The organism is Paenibacillus sp. MER 180, assembly GCF_023713665.1.
GTDB lineage: Bacteria > Bacillota > Bacilli > Paenibacillales > Paenibacillaceae > Paenibacillus_B > Paenibacillus_B suaedae.
In genome coordinates, this window is sequence record NZ_JAMAVT010000023.1 from 18536 (window position 1) to 39640 (window position 21105).

21 protein-coding genes and 1 pseudogene are annotated in these 21105 nt (G+C 46.9%); 13 read left to right on the forward strand and 9 right to left on the reverse strand.

The window, feature by feature from the left end; genetic code table 11:
• Nucleotides 1-10 precede the first annotated feature (10 nt).
• The 3 genes from M3661_RS25940 (at nt 11) to M3661_RS25950 (ending at nt 2871) form a co-directional block, all read left to right on the forward strand.
• On the forward strand, nt 11-820 hold the full coding sequence (locus tag M3661_RS25940; RefSeq protein ID WP_251489865.1) for an ATP-binding cassette domain-containing protein: 810 nt from the start codon (nt 11-13) through the stop codon (nt 818-820).
• 36 nt (nt 821-856) lie between these two features.
• Nucleotides 857-2116 carry an acyl-CoA dehydrogenase family protein gene (locus M3661_RS25945; RefSeq protein WP_251489867.1) on the forward strand — a complete coding sequence of 420 codons (1260 nt, stop codon included), beginning with the start codon at nt 857-859 and terminating at the stop codon, nt 2114-2116.
• A 461-nt stretch (nt 2117-2577) separates the two neighbouring features.
• Nucleotides 2578-2871 (forward strand): hypothetical protein, encoded by a 294-nt coding sequence (locus M3661_RS25950; protein WP_251489870.1) that lies wholly within the window; start codon nt 2578-2580, stop codon nt 2869-2871.
• Nucleotides 2872-2969: 98 nt separating this feature from the next.
• Here the strand turns inward: M3661_RS25950 and M3661_RS25955 are convergent, their stop codons facing one another.
• Nucleotides 2970-3491: a GNAT family N-acetyltransferase gene (locus M3661_RS25955; RefSeq protein ID WP_251489939.1), complete on the reverse strand. Its 522-nt coding sequence runs from the start codon at nt 3489-3491 to the stop codon at nt 2970-2972.
• A gap of 210 nt (nt 3492-3701) precedes the next feature.
• Between M3661_RS25955 and M3661_RS25960 the strand changes: the two genes are divergently transcribed.
• The 4 genes and pseudogenes from M3661_RS25960 (at nt 3702) to M3661_RS25975 (ending at nt 6679) form a co-directional block, all read left to right on the forward strand.
• Nucleotides 3702-4553, forward strand: a complete 852-nt coding sequence (locus tag M3661_RS25960) for a sulfurtransferase (RefSeq protein ID WP_251489872.1) — start codon at nt 3702-3704, stop codon at nt 4551-4553.
• A gap of 611 nt (nt 4554-5164) precedes the next feature.
• Nucleotides 5165-5389, forward strand: coding sequence for a hypothetical protein (locus M3661_RS25965; protein ID WP_139070709.1), 225 nt, complete (start codon nt 5165-5167; stop codon nt 5387-5389).
• Nucleotides 5390-5450: 61 nt separating this feature from the next.
• Nucleotides 5451-5603: pseudogene (locus tag M3661_RS25970) on the forward strand (TetR/AcrR family transcriptional regulator); the annotation flags it as partial.
• A 623-nt stretch (nt 5604-6226) separates the two neighbouring features.
• Nucleotides 6227-6679 (forward strand): GNAT family N-acetyltransferase, encoded by a 453-nt coding sequence (locus M3661_RS25975; protein WP_065292517.1) that lies wholly within the window; start codon nt 6227-6229, stop codon nt 6677-6679.
• Between the two features lie 169 nt (nt 6680-6848).
• Here M3661_RS25975 and M3661_RS25980 read toward each other — a convergent pair whose 3' ends face one another.
• Entirely contained in the window at nt 6849-7289 is a 441-nt protein-coding gene (locus M3661_RS25980; protein WP_251489874.1) for a VOC family protein, read from the reverse strand.
• Between the two features lie 71 nt (nt 7290-7360).
• Nucleotides 7361-8311 carry a sigma-70 family RNA polymerase sigma factor gene (locus tag M3661_RS25985; protein WP_251489875.1) on the reverse strand — a complete coding sequence of 317 codons (951 nt, stop codon included), beginning with the start codon at nt 8309-8311 and terminating at the stop codon, nt 7361-7363.
• Nucleotides 8312-8629: 318 nt separating this feature from the next.
• Here M3661_RS25985 and M3661_RS25990 point away from each other — a divergent pair, with 318 nt between their 5' ends.
• A complete protein-coding gene (locus tag M3661_RS25990; protein ID WP_251489877.1) occupies nt 8630-9223 on the forward strand; it encodes a TetR/AcrR family transcriptional regulator in 594 nt (197 codons plus the stop codon).
• A gap of 94 nt (nt 9224-9317) precedes the next feature.
• Nucleotides 9318-10424, forward strand: a complete 1107-nt coding sequence (locus M3661_RS25995; RefSeq protein ID WP_251489879.1) for an alpha/beta fold hydrolase — start codon at nt 9318-9320, stop codon at nt 10422-10424.
• A 232-nt stretch (nt 10425-10656) separates the two neighbouring features.
• On the opposite strand, the gene M3661_RS26000 is transcribed toward M3661_RS25995, so the two are convergent.
• The 3 genes from M3661_RS26000 to M3661_RS26010 form a co-directional block, all read right to left on the reverse strand.
• Nucleotides 10657-11229: a hypothetical protein gene (locus M3661_RS26000; protein WP_251489881.1), complete on the reverse strand. Its 573-nt coding sequence runs from the start codon at nt 11227-11229 to the stop codon at nt 10657-10659.
• Between the two features lie 639 nt (nt 11230-11868).
• Nucleotides 11869-12774 (reverse strand): Gfo/Idh/MocA family protein, encoded by a 906-nt coding sequence (locus M3661_RS26005; RefSeq protein WP_065292514.1) that lies wholly within the window; start codon nt 12772-12774, stop codon nt 11869-11871.
• An 89-nt stretch (nt 12775-12863) separates the two neighbouring features.
• Nucleotides 12864-13790, reverse strand: coding sequence for a phosphotransferase family protein (locus tag M3661_RS26010; RefSeq protein WP_065292513.1), 927 nt, complete (start codon nt 13788-13790; stop codon nt 12864-12866).
• Nucleotides 13791-13952: 162 nt separating this feature from the next.
• Here M3661_RS26010 and M3661_RS26015 point away from each other — a divergent pair, with 162 nt between their 5' ends.
• Nucleotides 13953-14369 (forward strand): NUDIX hydrolase, encoded by a 417-nt coding sequence (locus M3661_RS26015; RefSeq protein ID WP_065292512.1) that lies wholly within the window; start codon nt 13953-13955, stop codon nt 14367-14369.
• 105 nt (nt 14370-14474) lie between these two features.
• Here M3661_RS26015 and M3661_RS26020 read toward each other — a convergent pair whose 3' ends face one another.
• Complete coding sequence (locus tag M3661_RS26020) at nt 14475-14912, reverse strand: MarR family winged helix-turn-helix transcriptional regulator (protein ID WP_065292511.1); 438 nt, start codon at nt 14910-14912, stop codon at nt 14475-14477.
• Nucleotides 14913-15035: 123 nt separating this feature from the next.
• Here M3661_RS26020 and M3661_RS26025 point away from each other — a divergent pair, with 123 nt between their 5' ends.
• The 3 genes from M3661_RS26025 (at nt 15036) to M3661_RS26035 (ending at nt 18026) form a co-directional block, all read left to right on the forward strand.
• Complete coding sequence (locus M3661_RS26025; protein ID WP_251489889.1) at nt 15036-15623, forward strand: NAD(P)H-dependent oxidoreductase; 588 nt, start codon at nt 15036-15038, stop codon at nt 15621-15623.
• Nucleotides 15624-15749: 126 nt separating this feature from the next.
• The gene (locus tag M3661_RS26030) at nt 15750-17189 is read left to right on the forward strand and encodes an alpha/beta hydrolase family protein (RefSeq protein ID WP_251489891.1); all 1440 of its coding nucleotides are present in this window, start codon (nt 15750-15752) and stop codon (nt 17187-17189) included.
• A 285-nt stretch (nt 17190-17474) separates the two neighbouring features.
• The gene (locus M3661_RS26035; protein WP_251489893.1) at nt 17475-18026 is read left to right on the forward strand and encodes a GNAT family N-acetyltransferase; all 552 of its coding nucleotides are present in this window, start codon (nt 17475-17477) and stop codon (nt 18024-18026) included.
• Between the two features lie 106 nt (nt 18027-18132).
• On the opposite strand, the gene M3661_RS26040 is transcribed toward M3661_RS26035, so the two are convergent.
• Nucleotides 18133-20613 carry a DsrE/DsrF/DrsH-like family protein gene (locus M3661_RS26040; RefSeq protein ID WP_251489895.1) on the reverse strand — a complete coding sequence of 827 codons (2481 nt, stop codon included), beginning with the start codon at nt 20611-20613 and terminating at the stop codon, nt 18133-18135.
• A complete protein-coding gene (locus tag M3661_RS26045; protein ID WP_021253467.1) occupies nt 20610-20900 on the reverse strand; it encodes an ArsR/SmtB family transcription factor in 291 nt (96 codons plus the stop codon). Before M3661_RS26045 ends, M3661_RS26040 begins: the two co-directional genes overlap by 4 nt.
• Between the last annotated feature and the right edge of the window lie 205 nt (nt 20901-21105).

The following is a 21105-nucleotide window of genomic DNA, read 5'->3' on the forward strand; positions in this document are numbered from 1 at the left end:
CGTTTAAGAAATGGGAGGATATCAAGCTATGCGCCCGTTAGCGCAAACAGGATGGCCGCTCCAAGCGAATGAGACCGCACCTGATCAAGCTGTTGCAGTAGGGGCAGAGATTAGGATTAGTGGGGTCAGTAAATTTTTTGGAGAACATCAGGTTCTTGATCATATCGATGTAACAATTACGGAGGGGCAGTTCGTTGCAGTTGTTGGTCGCAGTGGCTGTGGAAAGAGTACGCTGCTTCGTCTCCTGGCAGGGCTGGAGACAGTGACGGAGGGCGAACTACTGATTGATGGTGAGCCAATCCATGGCATTCAGGGCAGCACTACGGTGATGTTCCAAGAGAGCAGGCTCATTCCGTGGAAGACGGTGATCGATAATGTTGGAATTGGCTTGCAGGGGGATTGGAAAGGAAGAGCGGAGCAAGCGCTGCAGCAGGTCGGACTCGATAGTCGCCAGAACGATTGGCCTAGCACTCTCTCTGGCGGGCAGAAGCAGCGTGTAGCGCTGGCAAGAGCGCTGGTACGGAAGCCAAGGCTGCTGCTGCTCGATGAACCGCTCAGTGCACTTGATGCGTTGACGAAGCTGGAGATGCAGCAGCTGATTGCCTCCCTCTGGGGAACCCAGCGGTTCACAACTCTGCTTGTTACGCATGATGTGAATGAGGCTGTACGGCTTGCAGATCGTATCGTGCTTATTGATCAGGGGCGGATTGCGCTGGATGTTGCCAATCCATGCGCAAGACCGCGACAGGTAACCGATCAGGAGTTTGGAGCATTGGAGCGGCGAGTATTGGAACGGATTTTTGCTGGCAATTGTTTATGAGGGAGTTAGAGATAAGGTGACGGAGGGGGAACAAGTGTGGCACAAGGTGCAGGACATACGCTAAGAGAACGGGGAGATGAACAAAATGGCGTGGAAACGGAGCAACAACATCTCCAGAAGCAGACGGTGGCTCCGGATTGCAAAGTAAAGCGTGGTTTGCTGCAGGTGGAACAAATTGTGAAGCATATGCATGAGGATGCAGCAGAGCTGGATGCGAAGCACGGGCTGCCTGCGCATCATGTAGCGAAGCTGAAGGAAATCGGCTATCCAGCTTGGAATGTGCCGGAAGAGTATGGCGGTCAGGCCATGCCGCTTACCGCATGGCTGAAGGCTCAGGAGCTGCTTGCTCAGGCAAATCCTTCTGTAGCGCTTGGCATGGGATGGCATATGAGTATTGTACATGAGTTGGCAGAGCGCCGAACTTGGCCGGAGGCAACCTTTGCAGACGTATGCCGCCGCATTGCTCTTGAGGGAGGGCTGTTGAATCGCGCCGTCATGGAGGTGGGGGGAGGCAGTCCTTCCCGTGGGGGCAAGACGCGCACAACAGTCAAGCCAATCCCTGGTGGTGGTTATGTGGTGGACGGACGCAAGACGTTCACAACTTTCGCGCCGCTGCTGGAATGGTTTATTGTGACGGCAACACTTGAGGACAGTGAGGAAGTCATTGAACTGCTTATCCCGCACGACAGTCCGGGTGTGTCCATTGAATGGACATGGAATATGGCGGGTATGCGGGGAACAGCAAGCCATGATCTTGTGCTGGAACAGGTGAGAGTATCAAAGGATGCGTTCCTATATAAGCATAATCAGCGTGATCGTTCGCTGCCGAACCCTTATTTGCTTCATATCCCAGCTTGCTACCTGGGCATTGCAACAGCTGCCCGTGACGAGGCGATTGCCTTCGCTACCTCGTATACGCCTCCGTCGTTGTCGGAGCCTATTGTGAGTACGCCGAACGTGGAAAGGCATTTAGGAGAGATAGAGCTTGAATGGATTGCAGCCAGAAGATTGCTATATAGCGTTGCGAAGTCATGGGAGTCGGGCGGAACTGAGAGAGCGGAATTGCGAGCTGCCGACCTTGCGGCTGCCAAGGTATTCGTCGTGCAGGCTGCACAATCGATTGTCGATAAGGCGATGCGAATCGTCGGTGCACATAGCCTCCGATTGGATCATCCGCTGCAGCGGATGTACCGCGATGTACGATTCGGACTCCATAATCCCCCGATGGAGGATGTCGCATTGACCCAGCTTGCGCGTGCATCGGTTCAACAATGGCAAGCGAGAAATCAGTCTTAGCTGAACCGCTGGATGGATCACGATATGAACGTGAACGGTGATGACTTTTTGAGCAAGGAGAGGTGATTGCCATTGAGATATGCATCAGTATCGGCAGGAGCAGATCGAATAGGTCTGCTCCTTGTTCTGTTGCTGATTGGGGGGAGGAGGAATGTGTTCTTGCAGCAGAATTGCCGAGACAAGCGTACTTGGATACGCCATGTATTACTTAATTAGGCCAGCAGTTGAAGCTTCCGCATACCGCTCTGACAGCGGAAGAACTGATTGAAGCAGTAGCCAGTTCGTGGGGGAATAATTAAGTTTCAACGATATTCTTCCTTTCCAAGTCTGGATCTTAATGAAATAACAAGAGCGCGCTTATTCTGCAAAGATGGGTGCGCTTGGTACAATCGCTATTCGAGTGAATAGACGTTCTATGCTACAATACGGAATACATAGTTGATTCGAGAGGGGCAGCGTAGATGGGCGTTTCATTCGGGAGACCATATGATGATATTTTAAAAGAATTGACGAACGCAATAGGACTGATTCCGGACGGGTATACGTTTTTCGAAATGACCGAAGAAGACTGGGCTGAGCTTGGACAAGCAGAACGCCAAGAAGTGTTGGAAGCGCTCGCAGATGATGTGTTCTATGGGCTGGGAGAGGATCGGCTGTTGTTCATCGGAAGCGGCAGCGTACAGTATGATCCCCAGTTCCACAACATCGAGATTGTGGTGGAGAGCGATACGGTGGCCACGATTTCTCTAATCTAAAATTTCGCAAAAAAACGAAGAGCTGCCCGTACCGGGCAGCTCTTATTGTTCATAGGTAAAGGATTGCTCATGGAACAGCCAAGCATCATATAGGTAGACTACTCTGCTGGATTCGCTTCGGGCTGATACACCATGCAGTGGAATTCCCCCATTCCTTCTGGCGTAGGCCGTTCATACGTATCTGTAATGAGGAATCCAGCTGTTTGATAGGCGCGAATTGCGCGATGGTTCCAGGTAAGCACCTCGAGGTCGATTTCATCCTCGGGGTGACGGCGTGCGGCATCACTCACGATGGCTTGTACGAACGCAGCCCCCTTTCCATGACCAAGCAGATCAGGGCGCATGCCTAATCCGATGCGTGTTACTCCGACCAGCGGAAAATACTGTGCGAAGCCGATAAGTTCCTCGTTCCGGTTCTTGACGGATACATATTGCTTGCGGCGAATGTCGGAATCACCCATCTCAATCCCCAGCGCCTTCATCTGTTCCCACGGAAGGAATCCATACAGCTGATACGGCGGTTCGTATTTCCAGGTGCAGATATCCTGCGCCTCTTCCTCGGTCATGGGGTGGACGTGAAATAATGGTTCTGGCTGTGCAGGATGGTGATGGCCGGACATCGAATGATTATGATTAGGTGATGATGATGGATCATGAGGCGAACTCATTGGTCTGTTCTCCTCCTTCGCGGCGATACAAGACGTTATCGCGTGGATTTCCTCCCATTGTGACATGGGAAGGAGAGTTTGGCAAACGGGTGTCTTACGATTTGAACGACAATGGCTGGATTACATAAGCAAAGTACAAATGGATTCGGGAGGTATAGGGACATGCAGGAGTATACGGTAATTGTATCTGTGGAAGAAGCAGCGAAGCTGATTGAAGAAGGGCAAGCGGCAGTAGCGGACTGCCGGTTTTGGCTAACAGAGCCGGAGCGTGGACAGGCAGCGTATGAGGAAGGACATCTTCCGGGGGCCGTTTATTTTGATTTGGATCGGGATCTGTCATCACCACGTGGGGTACATGGCGGACGTCACCCATTGCCAGAGATTAGCGAATTGCCACAGAAGCTTGGTGCAAGCGGCATTGACCGTACTACGACGATAATTGCTTATGATGATCAAGGTGGAGCCATGGCTAGCCGCCTGTGGTGGCTGCTGCAATATATCGGTCATGAAGGCTATGTTTATGTAATGGACGGCGGATACAGTGCATGGGTGGAAGCGGGACACTCTGTGTCGGCAGAAGTCCCTGAAATTGCAACACGCAGCTATGAACCACAGGTTCGTCCGGAGCTTGTTCTACATGTTGATGATATTCGGGAGCGACTCGGAAGACCGGGTGTCGTCATGGTTGACTCTCGTGAGGCTGACCGCTATGCGGGACGCATTGAACCTATTGATGCGAAGGCGGGGCATATCCCAGGCGCGGTGAACCACTTCTGGCGCAATCACCTCGATGAAGTAGGACAGTGGCTGCCTGTGCAAGCACAGCGCGAGCAGTGGGAGCCGATCGTGCAGGGTGCGGAGGAAGTCATCGTCTATTGCGGATCTGGCGTAACGGCATGCCCGAACCTCTTGTCCTTGTGGCAATCGGGAATTAAGGGTGCGAAGCTGTATGCAGGAAGCTGGAGCGATTGGAGTTCTTACGCGGACAATCCGATTGCAACGGTGGAGGAGTAAGAGCTGGGGGCCGCGTCGGACGTAGGTTTTGGGGCTGCGACAGGTTTTAGGCAAGAAACCGTTGTAGCCCTATTTTGATTTTCCGAGGTACTGCTTGCAAACAGAACCCATCGAAAGCCGTTCCAGAAACCCCGGAGCCAGTCACAGCAGAGCAGTCGGGTCTGGTGGTTGTCGAAGGATTGCCCCAAGGTCCATTTAAAAAAAATGGGTGTTGTTTTATTCTGAAATTGACTGATCCAATCAATCAAAGAAATATATTAAAGTCATTCAAAAGGGGGGGCTGGATCTTAAGGGTTCAATTACTCGTTCGACAGTTATTTCGCATGACGGAACAAAGCTTGGTTACCAGAGCATTGGCCGTGGCCCAGGACTTATTGTAGTTCCCGGAGCGCTTACGACTTCGGAAGAATTCAAAACATTCGCACGTCATTGTTCAGATTCTTTAACGGTCCATATCCTGGACCGCCGGGGGCGCGGGGGGAGCGGGCCAAACATTCTTATCGCGAGTACCCAAATGGTTTGCTAAACGTAATTTACGCATAGGAATACGCGGGGAGCATTGGAATCGAATTTTGCACCTTTTACCTGAAAATCTGAATGAGCATAGGGAAGTGCAACGTCTGGCGTCCACTTACCGTAAATACGCGGCAGTTCATGCGGACGTACTCTTAATGTCTGGCTATAAGAGCTCGGAGTCCGTGCATCAAATGATCCGTGAATGGAATCAGACGATAATGGGGTCACAAATGTTGGCGATTCCAAGATTGTACCATCTATCTCCAGAGAACGGTTATTCGGCCATTCAAGTGGCACAGCCAGTTAGGAGTTCTTCTTAAGCAAAACTGAAAAAGGGAGTGAAGATGATTGTCACCTTTAAGTGGAGAGCAGTTGCATTAAATACGCGATGAGCGCAGAGGACAAATTATTCAAGCAGCCGTTAACGTATTTTCCAGGCGGGGGATTATCGGAACGAAGATGAGTATGATCGCTGCTGAAGCCGGGGTCAGTCACGGTCTGGTTTACCACTATTTTAAAACGAAAGATGAACTGTAAGGTTATCGGATTCCTAACGCTGATTTTGTCTTGCGGACAATTATCAATTATAGCTCATGATAAGTTTTGATTTTTGCAAACAAGCCGTCAACAAGCTGCAAACAACAGCGTTGTATCCAACCCGGCCCCGCCCTCCACGGTTTTATTGCTTCACAAGTCCTCTCAAGCGTTACCAAGGCTAAGGAGGCGCAGTAACTGATTCATACTTCATCTCATTCGTGGAAATAAAGTAAAGAAAAATCCTCTTTACAAGCGGAGGAGGTCTTTCAGCTTTGTTAAACCAGAGTAGTTCTATTTCTCACCACCTCGGTATGTTCACCATAGAGACTATTTTAGGATATCTATTGGATTATCTGGGGCAAATAAATTCAGCTTGTTTCGACATTCGTCCATTTCGAATAGCACCTTCTGCCGCATATTGAAGAACGCCCAGATCGGACCTCTGTCAGTCTTGTTCTGTTTTCCGTTTACAAATGTTCTGTACAACTACAAGATTGCATCTTAGCAGCTCTACGAGGGAGATGCACAAATATGCTGATAACGGATGAATCTACCGCTAGTCGTATTGTAGAAAATAAACATTTAGGGGAGTACCAGCGACATTAAGTGGGGTGAGTACTATGGTTATCTTTAGAACTGCTACAGTAAAAGATTTGAATAAAATAGTTCAAATGCTTGCCGACGATGAATTGGGCAGAATAAGAGAACGATACGAGATTCCCCTTCCTGAGAGCTATTTAAAAGCGTTTGAAGCAATTGATTCAGACCCAAACAATGAACTGATTGTTTCGTGCCTCGGTGAAGAAATTATTGGTGTTCTACAAATTACCTTTACTCCTCATATTACACATCAAGGTAGTTGGAGAGCTACGATTGAAGGGGTTCGGACGGCATCTTCAGAAAGAGGGAAAGGTATTGGGAGCAAGTTAATTCTATGGGCAATTGAACGCGCTAAAGAGCGAGGATGCCATATTATTCAGCTAACAACTGACAAAAAGCGAGAAGATGCATTTCGCTTTTATGAGCGGATAGGATTTGAAGCGACTCATGAAGGGTTAAAAATGAAGCTTTAAATCAATTACACGAGACAATCATTCAATACCCAAATGAGGAAGGCGTTATGGTACATTGGTGGCTACTGAAATAATTTTACGATGAGGCACCCGAGCGTCGTGTGTATTCATTAAATAAAAGCGAAAAGGCCGAAACCCCACACAAAGGGAATTCGGCCTTATGGACAGTCTATTCCGTATCCTGCCACACATTGAACTTGTTTCCGTCCGGATCTTTGAATTTGAATTGCAAACCACAGCTTCCTTGGTCGCTTAGCGGTTCGACGTAGACTCCGCTTTCGCGAAGTCGTTTATGGACCTCTACGATATTCACAACCTCGAATGTCAGAGAGAACATTTCATATTGGTCGCCTTCCCATTGATCCGTCATGAAGTTTGCTGTTCTCTTCTCTTTCGTTTCCAGCAGGAACAACCATTGCCCATTACCAAGCACAAGGATGGCTCCTTCGGCAGGCCCACGGGGACTTACTGTCAGTCCTAATGTCTCTTTATACCACTTGGAGGCAAGTTCCACGTTAGATACAGGTAAGTAGTTGTGAGAGACTCTCTTTAACATCGGTGTCTGTGTTGCCTGTTGCTCCTCTGTATTGATTAACTCTTTTTCGGCCATAAAAGCTCCACCTCTCCTCCTAATTCGCATTTCTATATATAGACGATCTGACTTCGTCAAAGCCGTCGTACTTAAACATTGTTTTTTCGTCTATTTTCAACCGCATGATACGAGTTACCGTCAGGGTCATAAAAAATGAAGTGTTTGCCGATAAAATGGTTCGTATTGATCGACTCCAACTTGACTTCGTCATGTTGCAGCTTATGCCATAGTTCCTCTATATCGGACACCTCGAAGGCCAATAAAGGTAAATCACTTGATAGATGGGTATGGCATTCCAGTAAATATAATTCATGTCCAGACTCTACTAATAGATTGCCGTGTCTGCTGATTCCCAGTTGAAAATGACGTACGAACCAGTCTAATACTCGCTCTCGATGAAGGACGGGAATGTAGAAATGACCTGCGCTTCTTAATACTCGTTCCGAGACTTTCTGTTCGAATTTCCGATCTAGACGCTGCATGCGGAAATAAGGCTCGAAATCGCCAGTGAGCTGACGCTTTAGCGTTGCTCTGGCCCGCCGAATACGGCTTTCCACGGCGGACAAGGAAATATTCAGGAACTGACCGATTTCCTTCATTGGCCAATCGCTTAAATAGTGCAGCATAATGGCCATTTTACTTGTCTGCTCTAAACTTTGCAGGGCATTCCAAATCGTTTCTTGCATTATATGCTGATCTAACCATGTATCGACATTATTAACAGAGGGGGAAATCGCATCGTCGTAAGGTAAAGTTAGTTTTTTCTTTTTTACGAAATCGAGACTTGTTCGATAAACGATGGCATATAACCAACTGCCCAATTTCGAAGGATCATCTAGGGTGTGTAGCCCACGATAGCATTTCACAAAAGCTTCCTGCGTTGCATCCTGTGCTTCATGAAAGTCCCCGATAATGCTGAAGGCAACGGATAACATAGCGTTGGAATATTGAAGCACGATATGGCGAAAAGCATCGAAATCACCATCTCTAGCCTCAGTTATGAATCGATGAATATCGACCCTCTGCTTATCTTCATCCATACGAATCCCCCTTAAATTGAGACATACACATCCCCGTAGAACGTTTTTACCAAATATACCATGGAAATATTGTGGGAAAGTTATCAATCTGTTAGGGAAATTAGAGAGCTGGAGCGATCGAAGTACTCGAAGTACTTGGACTGGTAGTCATAGAAGAGCCCGCGGTTAACGAGGGTTCTTTTTTGTTGGGCGTATAACGCGAGACTTTTCAAAGAAACTTAAAATAAATAAAGTAAACACCTTGTAAAAATTGGGAAGATAGTTTAATGTTTTATTGACCAAATAATAAATTAATAGTCATTAAAAAGGAGGGGGATTATGCCTAAGATTGTCACCGAGCATGAAAAACAAATGGTTAGGGAAGCGATGTATACAAAAGGGATCGAGCTGATTCGCAAAAAGGGGATAAAGCGAGTGACGGTGGAGGACATCACCACAGCGGCCAACATCGGTAAAGGATCCTTTTATTCCTACTACCATTCCAAAGAAGAACTCCTTTATACGATTATCAAACAGAACGAGAGTCGAATGTTTGAGAGAGTAGAATCCATTCTATCTGAAAAAGTAAATGTGAAAGAGAAGATTGTAAAGGCATTGAAGGAGATCTATCTGGCTGGAGACAGTATTGTCCTTTACGTGTCTCCATCAGATTTCGAGTATCTGCTTCGCAAGCTTCCGGAAGGGGTGTCCGACTGGGAGGCCTTGAAATCAAACGACTATTTTAGCAGGACACTATCGCTTTGCGGCATTGATGAATCAGAATGCGAGATGGATGTGCTAGCTTATTTAATGAATGCACTCCATTATATCGGTTCGGCAGATATAACTTTTGGTGAGCGGGGGAAAGAGAAGGCCCTGGATATACTCGTCCATTCTATTGCCGACTATATGGCAGGGGGAGTCCGGCGTTGAGAGAATTCCTAATAGACTGTAGACCGTCATAGGGGATTGGTTGCAAAGGTTTGCTTGAGCAGAGGCGAGGTTATATCGATTATTGGAGGCAGCTATGATCATATTATGGATCGTTATTTTAGGTGGACTGCTTATTATGTTAGGAATGGCTTGCTTGGTTTTGTTTGTCCAGTATCAGAAAAAGAAGAAGGCCAATCAAATTCGGATTGCTCCCACGAGCAATGGCATTGATTGTAGGGAGTTCGTAACGATCGGCGGCATTTCACAATATTTGCACCATCGAGGCCAGGACATTGACAATCCTGTACTTCTATTTTTGCATGGCGGCCCGGGGGAGACGATATTGCCATTCGCCCAAGAGTTTCAGATCCCATGGGAGAAGCACGTTACAGTTGTGCATTGGGATCAGAGAAACTGTGGCAAAACCTATTTCAACAATGATCCGAAACAAGTCACGCCGACAACCACGGTTGATCGTATCGTTCAGGACACTTATGAGGTTGTACAGTATTTAAAAAATAAGTACAGCAAAGAGAAGATTATCATTTTGGGACATTCATGGGGATCGGTACTAGGTAGCCTGTTCACTAAAAAATACCCTGAGCTTGTACAGGCTTATATCGGTGTCGGGCAGATTGTTAATATGATTGATAATGAACGTGTCGGTTACGAAAAAGTACTAGAGTCGGCAAAAGAAGCGGGCAACGAAAACGATGTTCGAGCTCTACTTCGTTTGAAGCCCTACCCTCCAAATACATTTGATGGTGAAATAATTAGGAAGCTTAAAAAGGTTCGTAAATTTCAAAGTAAATATAAGTTAGCGGCTGGCCCAACAATTGAGTTGATTGGCAATGCTTTAAGCTCTCCATTTTATACATTCAAGGATATGCGCTATTTCTTTATCTCTGGGGCATTTGGAGATGGACAACGTCATATTTGGAAGTATTTAATGGAGTCGTTCGATTTGGCGTCGATGGGTGCTGCATTCCAAGTCCCTGTTTTTTATATACATGGCGAGCGGGACTGGCAAACACCTTATCCGCTGGCACGGGAATTCTATTCGACCATTAAAGCACCGCTCAAGCAATTTTACTCCATTCCGGATGCGGGGCATATTGCCATGCTTGAACGAAAGGAGATATTCAACGAGGCGTTATTTGATATTTTGGAGCGAGCGAATAGTATGATGACGACGGAGTAAGTCAAAATTACATATCGGGAGAGATGGGTGTAACCGGCATACGAAGCAGCGGTGAAGTATATAGCTCCACCGCTAAACGTATTGCTGCCGCGCTGCCGAGGCAGCTCGCTATGATAGACATGACAAATCTCGCCTCATGTGTAAGGCCGTCTCGCACCTTATTCAGGTGTAGGGGAATCGGCCAGAGCGTTATATTGGATAGACGCTCTGGTCAATAGGGCTGTCGGAACGATTAGGCGTTGTTGGATACCTCAGCGCCGGCAATCTCTTCTTGATTTTCTTCTTTTCTTCTCCAGCCCATAATGGCCGGCCCTAGCAGTATAATCCCGAACTTAGCTACCTGGAAGACTACTCCGGCTGGAGACGACTCATCCTCATCACCGACGGTCTTTCCGGTCTTGGTTGTGATCTCGCCACTCGTCAGGTTGATGGTATACCCGACGATGCCTTTGTATCCAGTCGTTTCCATCAAGTGTTTATCAAGGAATTCATTGACCGCACTCTTAATCTCCGCATCGCTACCAGTGAGGATGCCTGCTTTTGTCAGATCGGTCTGGAGATCTTTTTTCAATAGCTCCATGCCAGTGAACAGATTAGCAGCAATGGCTGCAATGCCGAGCAGGACACCGAGCAAGACAGCGGTGCTTTTCTTTTTGGACACCCATATCATAAGCAGATACAGCAATCCAGCTAGAATTAACGGGTATACCGGGACAAGATCTGACCATTGGTTAGTTACCCAGGCATAAGCGCCTCCAGCCACAATACTTGCGACCAGGGCGACGATTACTTTGACAGCGTTCACTTCTCATGACCCCATTTCATATCTTTTCTTTTTTAAAGCCATTCTGCTACCCTAGTCCCGCATACAAAGGTATGCCATCTTTCGATTTCCCCGATTATTGTTCAGAAGAGATGGAGCTGCCATGGAGGATGAATTGTCCATTATCTACATCGTCTATCGGCAGTTATAACCAAATATATTACAGTCGGCGATTGAAATGAAGCCATTTATTACCATAATTTCCATACAGGACAATTTTCAAAGAAGTTTAGATAAATTCTTTTCAACATCAGGTTCATAAATAGGTATTAATTCCATTATTGGATTGGAAATTGGGTGACCTTTAAGTTGCGGTTGGGCTTGCAAAGCTGATTTGAGGTACGTGAATCTGGCGTCTGGTCATATTCCTACTAAATGATGGATGTATTGCAGTATGAATAAGAATAGGAAGGAAGGCAGCGAAAAGAGCCATGTTCATATCTCTTACATAACATGTAGTTGTCGAGACTACACACGAGTAAGGTGGATGTGAAATGGCTCAACACCAGATTTGCTACTGCTTCGTATAGTATGTTTTTAACCTAAGGGGCCAACGGGTTCCCTGTTGTCACTCAACATATAAGTTCATGCGTCAGTTGATGCTACAGGTACAAAGGGGAATCATAATATCTCTAATTGTTGCGTGATATCTTCACAGATGCGATGAGTCAGCAGTGACTTCGCTCCACTGGATAGAAACTCGTCTCCGCTTTTCACACAGCTGATGAAATGGTCGATCATATCAACAAACCCGCGGCGATAGAGAACAGGAGTCCAATCCCCGAATGAGGACTGCTGTTCGGTGTTGTTTATATACGTTGTCGTATGAACGCAATTATGGACGACGATCTTCTGCTGACATCCCATGACTTCCAGTCGTTCTTCCGTTACCCCCGTTTGTCGGTGCATCATTGCGAGCCCGGTCGTCTTCTTGCCCACCAAGTTAAGGACTAAGTAACGCAATAAGCCATCCTCGACCTTGCCGTTGACCGTAATCGTCTCTGGTTCGCCTACATAGTACAGCAGCGTGTCTACCACGTGGATGAAATCATCAAAAACCGTCTGCCGGATTGGCGACAAGGGGCCGATCCGATTCTTTTGCATGAAGGCAGTTTCGATTGCCGGAATGGTTTCTTTTGCGCTTTTGTACATCGGCATGAACCGACGGTTAAATCCGACCATGAGCTGCACGTTATGCTGTTGAGCCAGAGAAACGATTTCCTCCGATTCATGCAGCGTATAGGCGATGGGCTTGTCTACGAATACATGAATTCCCGCAGTGATAAGCTGACGCAACATATCTACATGTGATTCCGTTGAAGTATGTACGAAAGCGGCATCGATGTTAGATGAGATCAATTCCTGCACGGTAGAGAATTGGTTGCGAATACGATATTGCCGACCAACTTCATCGACCACTTCTAGATTGCGGCTGGCAATGGACAGTTCAATATCCGATCGGGTTCCTAGTACAGGCAAGTATGCTTTGCGTGCGATATCACCGATACCGATCATGCCGATTTTCATATTGGTTCCCCCTTCATAACTATAGATTCCGTTTATTCCATATGAATGAGTACAGTATAGCCTGAGACGCAGGTTTTAGGCTATATGTTTTAGACTAAGCGCCCAGGAGGCTGCTCTATTCTATTCACGAGAAGCTCTAGCTCATCCATCAAATCCGGAATCCACGCATCTGAACCTGGGATTGTATCGGTTCCGCCATACACAAGCCATTTCAGCGTTTTTACAAGCCAGCATACCCCGCCGACGTTCACCTGCCATTCAAGCTGATCCATCGAACAATTCTGCTCCATTGCGCTATGGAAGGCGGACAACATCTCTTCCCTAGGGACATGACTATATTCTCGAGCTTCATCAATGAGACAATGCAAGTCGCCTAAATGGGGACTTAGATACGAAATCGACCAGTCAATCGGCATAATCTGTGTCCCCTGAATGAGCAAGTTCTTTGCATGATAATCATGGTGTACGAGTGTAAGGGGCTGAGTGCGATACAGTCTCTCCAGCTGTTGCGGCAATATGTCCTGCAGTTTGCCGAGGGCAGGATGGCTAGCTAGACGAGGCGAGTGAAGGAGATCCTTCGCAAGCGACAGGAAATCGGCAGCTGTCTCGGTGCATTGATGAATGAGACTGCTCGGAATATTCTGCTTGATATGCATTGCAGCTGTATCCCGAATTCTGGCTAACGCTCTTGCAGCTTCCAGAAAGAGCGCTGAGCTGGGACGCTGCTCCAAATTGTACTGCCCAGCATCCTCCATAATCATGACCGCACTGCGTTCCGATTCATAATATTCAAAAATGCGAGGGGCTGATATGTGCAAAGGTTTCACGAGGCGACGGTAATTGGCGGCTTCTTGAGCCATTTCTTTGCCGCCCCATTTCAATATGCGAGTTTCACCTGTACGTAAAGTGATGCGATACACTTCGGATAGCGCCCACTTTCGTAAAAGTGCCCACTCGGTTACTTCAGCTAGCAAAGGGATTCTGTTGGTATAGGCAGATAGACGTTCTGGAATCATGTGCATCCTCCTGCATGATTGGGTTCATCTTACAGAGGAGAATTTTACACGAAAACCCAAAAAAATATAGACTTATAATGACCGGTTTGCTATGATGTTGAATAGGGTCTCGATACTTTTCGAGATCCATTTTTTGTTAATTGTGAATCGGGAGATGAAGAGATGCAGGGCTATAATGTCATCATGGTTTACAATAAAGAACTCGACAAATTATTGATGTGCAAACGATTAAAAGAACCGTACAAAGGACTAAGTAATCTAGTCGGCGGTAAAATAGAGGCTGGCGAAGCAGGAATCGAAAGTGCTTATCGAGAGCTGGCGGAAGAGACGAGCATTTCCAAAGGGGATATCACGCTGCACCACCTGATGGACTTCACGTACCACTATCAAAAATGTTATGTGGAAGTCTATGTGGGCAAGTTGAAGCATGACGTCTCGATTCATGGCGATGAGAATGAATTGTACTGGTCGGAGCTGACCCACGATTTCTTCGATATGACCTTGTATGCAGGAGAAGGCAATATCGGTCATATGATCGAGCAGGTGAATATGTACAAGGATACAATTTTAGGTGATTGAAAAGGAAAAGACGAAGGCAGGCGCTACATGGCGTGTTCCTTCGTCTTTTTCTATACTAGAAACCAAGTTTGTATCTGCTCCTATTCACAAAAGCTGTGTTGTGGCTTACATCTTGACATCGAACACATGGGATTGGAGAATCTCTAATGCCCGCTGTATGTCCTTCAAGTCTTCTTCTGAGGAATTCTTAATTCGCTCGAAGAAACGCTCGCTAATCCGCCCAAAGGCCTCATCCATCATGGCTTGTCCAGCTTCCGAAAGTTGGATCAGCTGCTTGCGTCGATCATCCGTGGACTCTAGCTTTTCACATAGGTTCTTTTCCGTTAATTTCTTCAGTTCTCGGCTCGTATTTGGCATAGACATGTGCATGCAATCGCTTATTTGGCTTAAGGTAACAGGTTGGCTGACCGCGATATATTCCAAAATACGATATTGAACGGGTGTAATATCCTCTGGCTTAATGTCCCTCGTTAATTCATGCGTCACTTCGTGCACGGAGGTTGTAAAGCTCACGAATTGATGAAACAGAGCTTTCTTGTCCACAAAATCACCTCTTACCTGAACACGATAACAAATCAATTATCAATAAACAATTATCATTTGACAACTATATGGGCAGGTTGGTATCATTTAGTTATCAAATGATAACTAACTGGTGGTGGGAAGATGAAGGTGTTAATCGTATATACGCATCCGAATCATAGTAGTTTGAGTTACGCCTTTTTACAACAAGTCATACAAGGATGTACAGAGAATAAGAACGTGGAAGAAATTCAGGTTCTTGATTTATATGAAGAGGACTTTGATCCAGTACTTGTGTTCCACAAGACGAAGCGGAGGAGAGATATGCACCTCGATCCGACCCTGGAGAAGTATCGTGAGCAGATACGCTGGGCGGATAAGTTGGTGTTTGTGTATCCGATCTGGTGGCTGCGTCCGCCTGCGATGCTGCTCGGCTACATTGATCAGTTATTTGCTTCTGACTTCGCCTATCGAGACAACGGGGGCTTACTGCCTGAAGGGCTGCTGAAAGGGAAATCGGTTGTTTGTATATCTACAATGAAGGGTCCTACCCTGTATCCGTTTTTCTTTTATCGCAATGTACATAAAGTGTTGATGAAAAGGGCTTTGTTTCAGTATGTAGGTATCAAAAAAGTGAAGTTCTTTGAATTCGGGAATATGGAAATTCCGAAGGGCAAACATGACAGAAAATTAAATAATATTCACCATTATTTCAAATTTATGTATCATTAAGAATCCGAGCAGAGTTCATTTTGTTAAGGATGACGAATAAATTAATAAGTTTTGAATGTCTCCTTACAGACGGATCTAATGTTGAAATTAACCGCTGTAAGCTATAAATGGGGAGGTTCAATTCTTATGAGATCGTTTGAACTGTTGTCAGTCGTTATTAATATGTTGTTGCTTGGTTGGCTGCTATTTGCAAGGAACAAGACAAAGCAAATGCTGTTCATTAGTTTCATCATATCTGCCATATTCGTGCTGCTGCATGGACTCGTTGAGGGACTGCGTTGGCAGATGGTTCCGGCCTATGTGATAACGTTTCTGCCGATCTGTATCCTTGCAGCACGATATCTCTTCAGATCGAAGGAAGTTAAGGGGGATAAATCCAAGGTTCAGCAAATTCTTCTAACTATGCTGGCAGTGCTATATTCCCTCATCACTGTGTTTCTGCCTCTCTTGTTCCCGGTGTTCACATTCGAAGAACCTACAGGTCCGTATAAGATTGGGACAGTAACGTATGATTGGAAGGATGAGCGGCGTGAAGAAACACTTACCCCAGCAAAGGGCGACAAGCGCGAACTGATGGTGCAAATTTGGTATCCAGCTAGTTCGAGTGCACAGGGGAAAACCGCACCCTATGTACCTAATCCAGATGTGTTCGTAAATGCGTACAGCCAAACTTTCGATATGCCTAAAATGTTTTTTACAAGCATGAAATTCGTCAGGACACATGCGATCGAAAATACCGAGATATCTGGTAAAGAAGCTGCTTATCCAGTACTTCTGTTTTCTCACGGAATGGGTGGGCACAAGAGCCATAACACCTTCCAGATCGAACAATTGGTCAGTTATGGGTATATCGTTGTGGGTATTGATCACACATATAATAGCATTGCATCGGTGTTCGATGATGGCCGCGTTGCGAATTTTATTCCCCAGGATCCGTCAGTTGAACACTTGGATGAACTGAACAAGGTATGGGTGGAGGACGCCAAATTTGTACTCAATCAAGTGGAGAAGCTGGCGCAGGGCGATCCAGACCATCGCTTTACAGGAAGAATGGATATGAAGAAAGTCGGTATGTTCGGTCATTCCTACGGCGGAGCAACCAGTGTTCAAATGCTGATGTCAGACGCAAGAATTAAGGCAGCTATTAATTTGGACGGCGGCTTATTTGGTCAGCTCCGGATTCCGGAAGGCGGGGTGAAGAAGCCGTTGTTGATGATGAGTGCGGATAGAACGCTTGCCGGTGCAAACCAGCTAGCAGCTGCACAAGGTACAGCGAGAAAAGCTTTATACAAGTACTTTGGTGACATATTTGAACGATACAAGCATGTTGCAGCAGGCGGGAACTACTGGATGAAAATTAAAAATATGGATCACCTAGCCTTCTGCGACTTCTATCTGTTATCGCCTCTACTCGAAAAGGCTGAAGGGGTAAATTTACGCCCTGCACATCGCCTCATTAACGAATATTCACTTGATTTTTTCAACCACTACTTAAAAGGAAAGCCATTCGAGAAGATGGAACAAAACCTTGGGGACAATCGGGAATTTACACTGGAGAGAGGCTAAGACAGACCGAAGCAGCACGTACAAAAACAAGATGATGAGGAGGCAGTTCCCGTAATGGGCGCTCCCTTAGATAAGCGATGCTGTTCACATCCCACTGTAAGGATGAGATATCAAAGATATTACATTTCATTAATTTACCAAATACGCAAGGGCATGATATAATCCATGACTAAGAAAGGAATGAGAACGATGTAGTTGTCGAGAGGGATACGGTCGATCCGCGCTCAAGATCTCCGCCCTCGTATGAGGGAGTAAGTGAACACCACATATTGAGGGGGAGCGAATATGGTATTTCATATTTGGGAAGGAAAAAAAGTAAGATTGCGCGCCATAGTCTCAAGCGATTGGGAGAAATTCCACAACAATGACTATGATACGGAAACTGCACGATTATGCGATGAGGTTCATTTTCCAAGATCCGAAGAGGGTGCGCGGATATGGACGGAACAGCGGGCGGCTGCAGTGCCGGAAGGCGATCAGTTTCGGTTTGCCATTGAGACGATTGCGGGTGAAATGGTAGGCGGAATGAACACGCATGGCGTAGATAAGCGGAATGGCACGTTCAAGTACGGCGTATCGATCTTCCGGGAGCATTGGCGCAAAGGTTATGCATCGGATGCGGTTCAGGTTTTGCTGCGTTACTATTTCGAAGAGCTGCGTTATCACAAGGTGATTGCGCATGTATATGCGCACAACGAGGCATCAATTGCGCTGCACGAGCGCCTAGGGTTCCAGCAGGAAGGAAGACTGAGAGATATGGTCTTTACGAAGGGGAAGTATCACGATGAACTCATTTATGGCTTAGTGCGCAGTGAATACGATGCGATGCAGGGATGAACCTGGTCACCGAATAGGTACGATTAAAGATAAATGAGGAAAGCCATAGAGTGGTTGCCTGTGGGAAGGCAGCGCTCTATGGCTTTTTGATGTTGTGTATTTATTTTTAAATAAACAAATTAATGCCTGATTGATCAGCCTTGCCTAAATAGTAGCCTACGCCGCCGATGGTAACGCCGTCGATGAGCTCCTCATGGGCGATGCCCATGACATCCATCGACATCTGGCAAGCGACGATTTCGACACCCTGCTGGATCGCAGATTCAATCAACTCTTCTAGCGAAGATACATTGTTATTGTTCATCACCGAGCGAATCATTTTTGGCCCGATGCCCATCATGTTCATCTTCGACAAGCCCAGCTTCTTGCTTCCTCGTGGCATCATCGCACCGAACATTTTGCCGATGAAGCTCTTGTTAACGGGAACCTTGTTCGGCTTGCGCAAAATATTCAGACCCCAGAAGGTGAAGAACAGAGTCACTTTCTTTCCCGAAGCAGCAGCTCCGTTCGCAATAATGAAGGAAGCAATTGCTTTATCGAGATCGCCGCTGAACACGACCATGGTACTGCGATCCGAGGATACACTGCGATTGTCTGCCTGTTGCAAATCCTCCGAGGAGGTAGGCGGCAGCTTGCGTATATGGGCTTCAATCGTCCCATCCGTGTGTTTCTGAACATGCAGCAGCTCCTGCTTGCTCATGCCCGCCCAAGCTTGAATATCCTCATAGAAGCCGGGATCGGATGCATTTACTTTCAGCACTTGACCTTCCTGCATCACATCCATCTGCTGCTTGACTTGCATGAGCGGCCCCGGGCAGCATAATCCACATGCGTCCAAGGTACGATCGAAGGAATACTGCGCATCTTTCGGTTCGTTGCTCTCTTTTACTGGATTGCCAGTCGTGTCTTGGTCTGGCCTGGCAGGCGGCATAACCTGTCCAGGGGTATATTGTGCATGCTGGTATGTCTTATATCCACCCGTTAAGTTTTTCACCTTGAAGCCATGCTGACTTAGAATGCGTGACGCCGTATAACCGCGCAAACCAACTTGGCAGTAGACCCATATTTCTTTCTCCCGATCGAGCTCATTCAGACGGCTTCTTAGTTCATCTACAGGAATAGACAGGGAGTTAGGAATATGACCGTTCTGATGCTCCATATCCGTACGCACGTCAATAAGCATCGTAGCTTGTGGGTCGCGCTGTTCCAGATCGGCAGGCGTAAACGCGTTCACAGCTCCTGTCCATATATTCTCGGCAGTATACCCGGCCATGTTCACGGGATCTTTAGCGGAAGAATACGGTGGTGCATAGGACAATTCAAGCTCCGTAAGATCGGTGACGGTGCCGCCTAAGCGTATAACCGTAGCAATGACGTCCATCCGTTTGTCAACGCCGTCATAGCCGACAATCTGGCTGCCTAGTACGTTGCCTTCCTCATTAAAGATCAGCTTTATTGTCATTGGCTTGGCACCTGGATAGTACCCGGCATGGGAATTTGGATGCACATAGGTAACTTTGTATGGCAACCCTAATCGTTGCAATGTTTTTTCGTTATTCCCTGTTGCAGCACCCGTTAATCCGAACACCTTCAGGATAGATGTGCCTTGCGAGCCTTTATAGGCAGTGCCAATTCCGCTCACATTGTCTGCTGCGATGCGCCCTTGCTTGTTGGCTGGCCCTGCGAGCGGGATCACTGTCTTCGTCCCATTGACGAAATCGACAACCTCAACCGCGTCTCCTACGGCATAAATGTCCTTTACATTGGTCTGCAAAAAATCATTCACGATGATATGACCTCGTGGTCCCAGTTCAATGCCGCTGTCCCGAATAAAGCCCGTGTCAGGCACTACCCCGATTGCAAGAATGACCATGTCGCTTGTGAGCACTTTGCCGCTGGCCAGCTGCGTTTCAATCCCGCCGTTCGTATCACGGAATGATTGAACGCGGTCATTCACAATAAGTGATGTACCGTGCTGCTCCATCTCCTTAGACAGAATACCGGACATTTCTGTGTCAAATGGAGCAAGAATCGCTGGTCCAGCCTCCACCAACGTGACATCCAGCCCAATTTCGCGCAAATTCTCGGCCATCTCCACCCCGATGAATCCACCGCCAATGACGACAGCAGAACGTGCGCCTTCTTCTGTGACGCGCGTCTTCACGCGATCCGTATCCGGAATGTTGCGAAGCGTATAAATTCGCTCGCTCTCAATACCCGGAAGCGGCGGACGTACCGGCTTCGCACCAGGGGACAGAATTAGGGAATCATACGTTTCTTCGTACTCCCCTTTCTCTTTGCTGCGTACCCGTACCTTTTTTGCTTGCGTATCAATGCCGATGACTTCGCTGTGCACGCGCACATCGATATTGAACCGGCGGTGCATTGCTTCTGGTGTTTGTACGAACAGCTTGTTGCGGTCTTGAATCGTATCTCCGATATAGTAGGGAAGCCCGCAGTTGGCGAATGATACATAAGCATCCCTCTCGAACATGACGATGTGGGCATCCTCATCCAGTCTGCGCAGACGTGCTGCGGCAGAAGCCCCTCCAGCTACTCCTCCAACGATCAGTACCTTTTTGCTCATGATGTCTCCTCCCCGAAAAAAGCTTCAACGAGCTGTTTTACCTTCTCGTTCTCTACCCGATAGTTCACTTCTAGGCCGTTGCGATGTGTGGTTACAATGCCCATGCTGCGCAGCTTCTGCAGGTGTTGGGATACCGTCGATTGCGGCAAGCCTAGGCAGTCCTGCATGAAGGATACATTGCAGCTTCCCTTATCCAGCAGCCCCTTCACGATACAGAGGCGAACAGGATGTGCCAGAGCCTTTAACAGCTCGGCAGTATCATTAAAACGTTCATAGTCGTTATTCATATCATGTCTCCTTTGATTTGTAGGAAAGTGAACAGATGGAATGGTTCATGTTGTGCATGAATTCATGCACTTAATAAATCCTCATGCACTTAATAAATCGTTATATCGTTATATTACGATATTAATATATAAGGGAAATAAAATCAACACAAGAGGTTGAAACTAATAAATGGAAAGGGAGGTGCCGGATTCAGCGTTATATTGT

Bases quoted from the DNA above. Each gene is read 5' to 3' on its own strand.
- M3661_RS25940 (WP_251489865.1), top strand. From the start codon at position 11: ATGGGAGGATATCAAGCTATGCGCCCGTTAGCGCAAACAGGATGGCCG.
- M3661_RS25950 (WP_251489870.1), top strand. From the start codon at position 2,578: ATGGGCGTTTCATTCGGGAGACCATATGATGATATTTTAAAAGAATTG.
- M3661_RS25955 (WP_251489939.1), bottom strand. From the start codon at position 3,491: ATGTCCGGCCATCACCATCCTGCACAGCCAGAACCATTATTTCACGTC.
- M3661_RS25960 (WP_251489872.1), top strand. From the start codon at position 3,702: ATGCAGGAGTATACGGTAATTGTATCTGTGGAAGAAGCAGCGAAGCTG.
- M3661_RS25975 (WP_065292517.1), top strand. From the start codon at position 6,227: ATGGTTATCTTTAGAACTGCTACAGTAAAAGATTTGAATAAAATAGTT.
- M3661_RS25980 (WP_251489874.1), bottom strand. From the start codon at position 7,289: ATGGCCGAAAAAGAGTTAATCAATACAGAGGAGCAACAGGCAACACAG.
- M3661_RS25985 (WP_251489875.1), bottom strand. From the start codon at position 8,311: ATGGATGAAGATAAGCAGAGGGTCGATATTCATCGATTCATAACTGAG.
- M3661_RS25990 (WP_251489877.1), top strand. From the start codon at position 8,630: ATGCCTAAGATTGTCACCGAGCATGAAAAACAAATGGTTAGGGAAGCG.
- M3661_RS25995 (WP_251489879.1), top strand. From the start codon at position 9,318: ATGATCATATTATGGATCGTTATTTTAGGTGGACTGCTTATTATGTTA.
- M3661_RS26005 (WP_065292514.1), bottom strand. From the start codon at position 12,774: ATGAAAATCGGCATGATCGGTATCGGTGATATCGCACGCAAAGCATAC.
- M3661_RS26010 (WP_065292513.1), bottom strand. From the start codon at position 13,790: ATGATTCCAGAACGTCTATCTGCCTATACCAACAGAATCCCTTTGCTA.
- M3661_RS26015 (WP_065292512.1), top strand. From the start codon at position 13,953: ATGCAGGGCTATAATGTCATCATGGTTTACAATAAAGAACTCGACAAA.
- M3661_RS26025 (WP_251489889.1), top strand. From the start codon at position 15,036: ATGAAGGTGTTAATCGTATATACGCATCCGAATCATAGTAGTTTGAGT.
- M3661_RS26030 (WP_251489891.1), top strand. From the start codon at position 15,750: ATGAGATCGTTTGAACTGTTGTCAGTCGTTATTAATATGTTGTTGCTT.
- M3661_RS26035 (WP_251489893.1), top strand. From the start codon at position 17,475: ATGGTATTTCATATTTGGGAAGGAAAAAAAGTAAGATTGCGCGCCATA.
- M3661_RS26040 (WP_251489895.1), bottom strand. From the start codon at position 20,613: ATGAGCAAAAAGGTACTGATCGTTGGAGGAGTAGCTGGAGGGGCTTCT.
- M3661_RS26045 (WP_021253467.1), bottom strand. From the start codon at position 20,900: ATGAATAACGACTATGAACGTTTTAATGATACTGCCGAGCTGTTAAAG.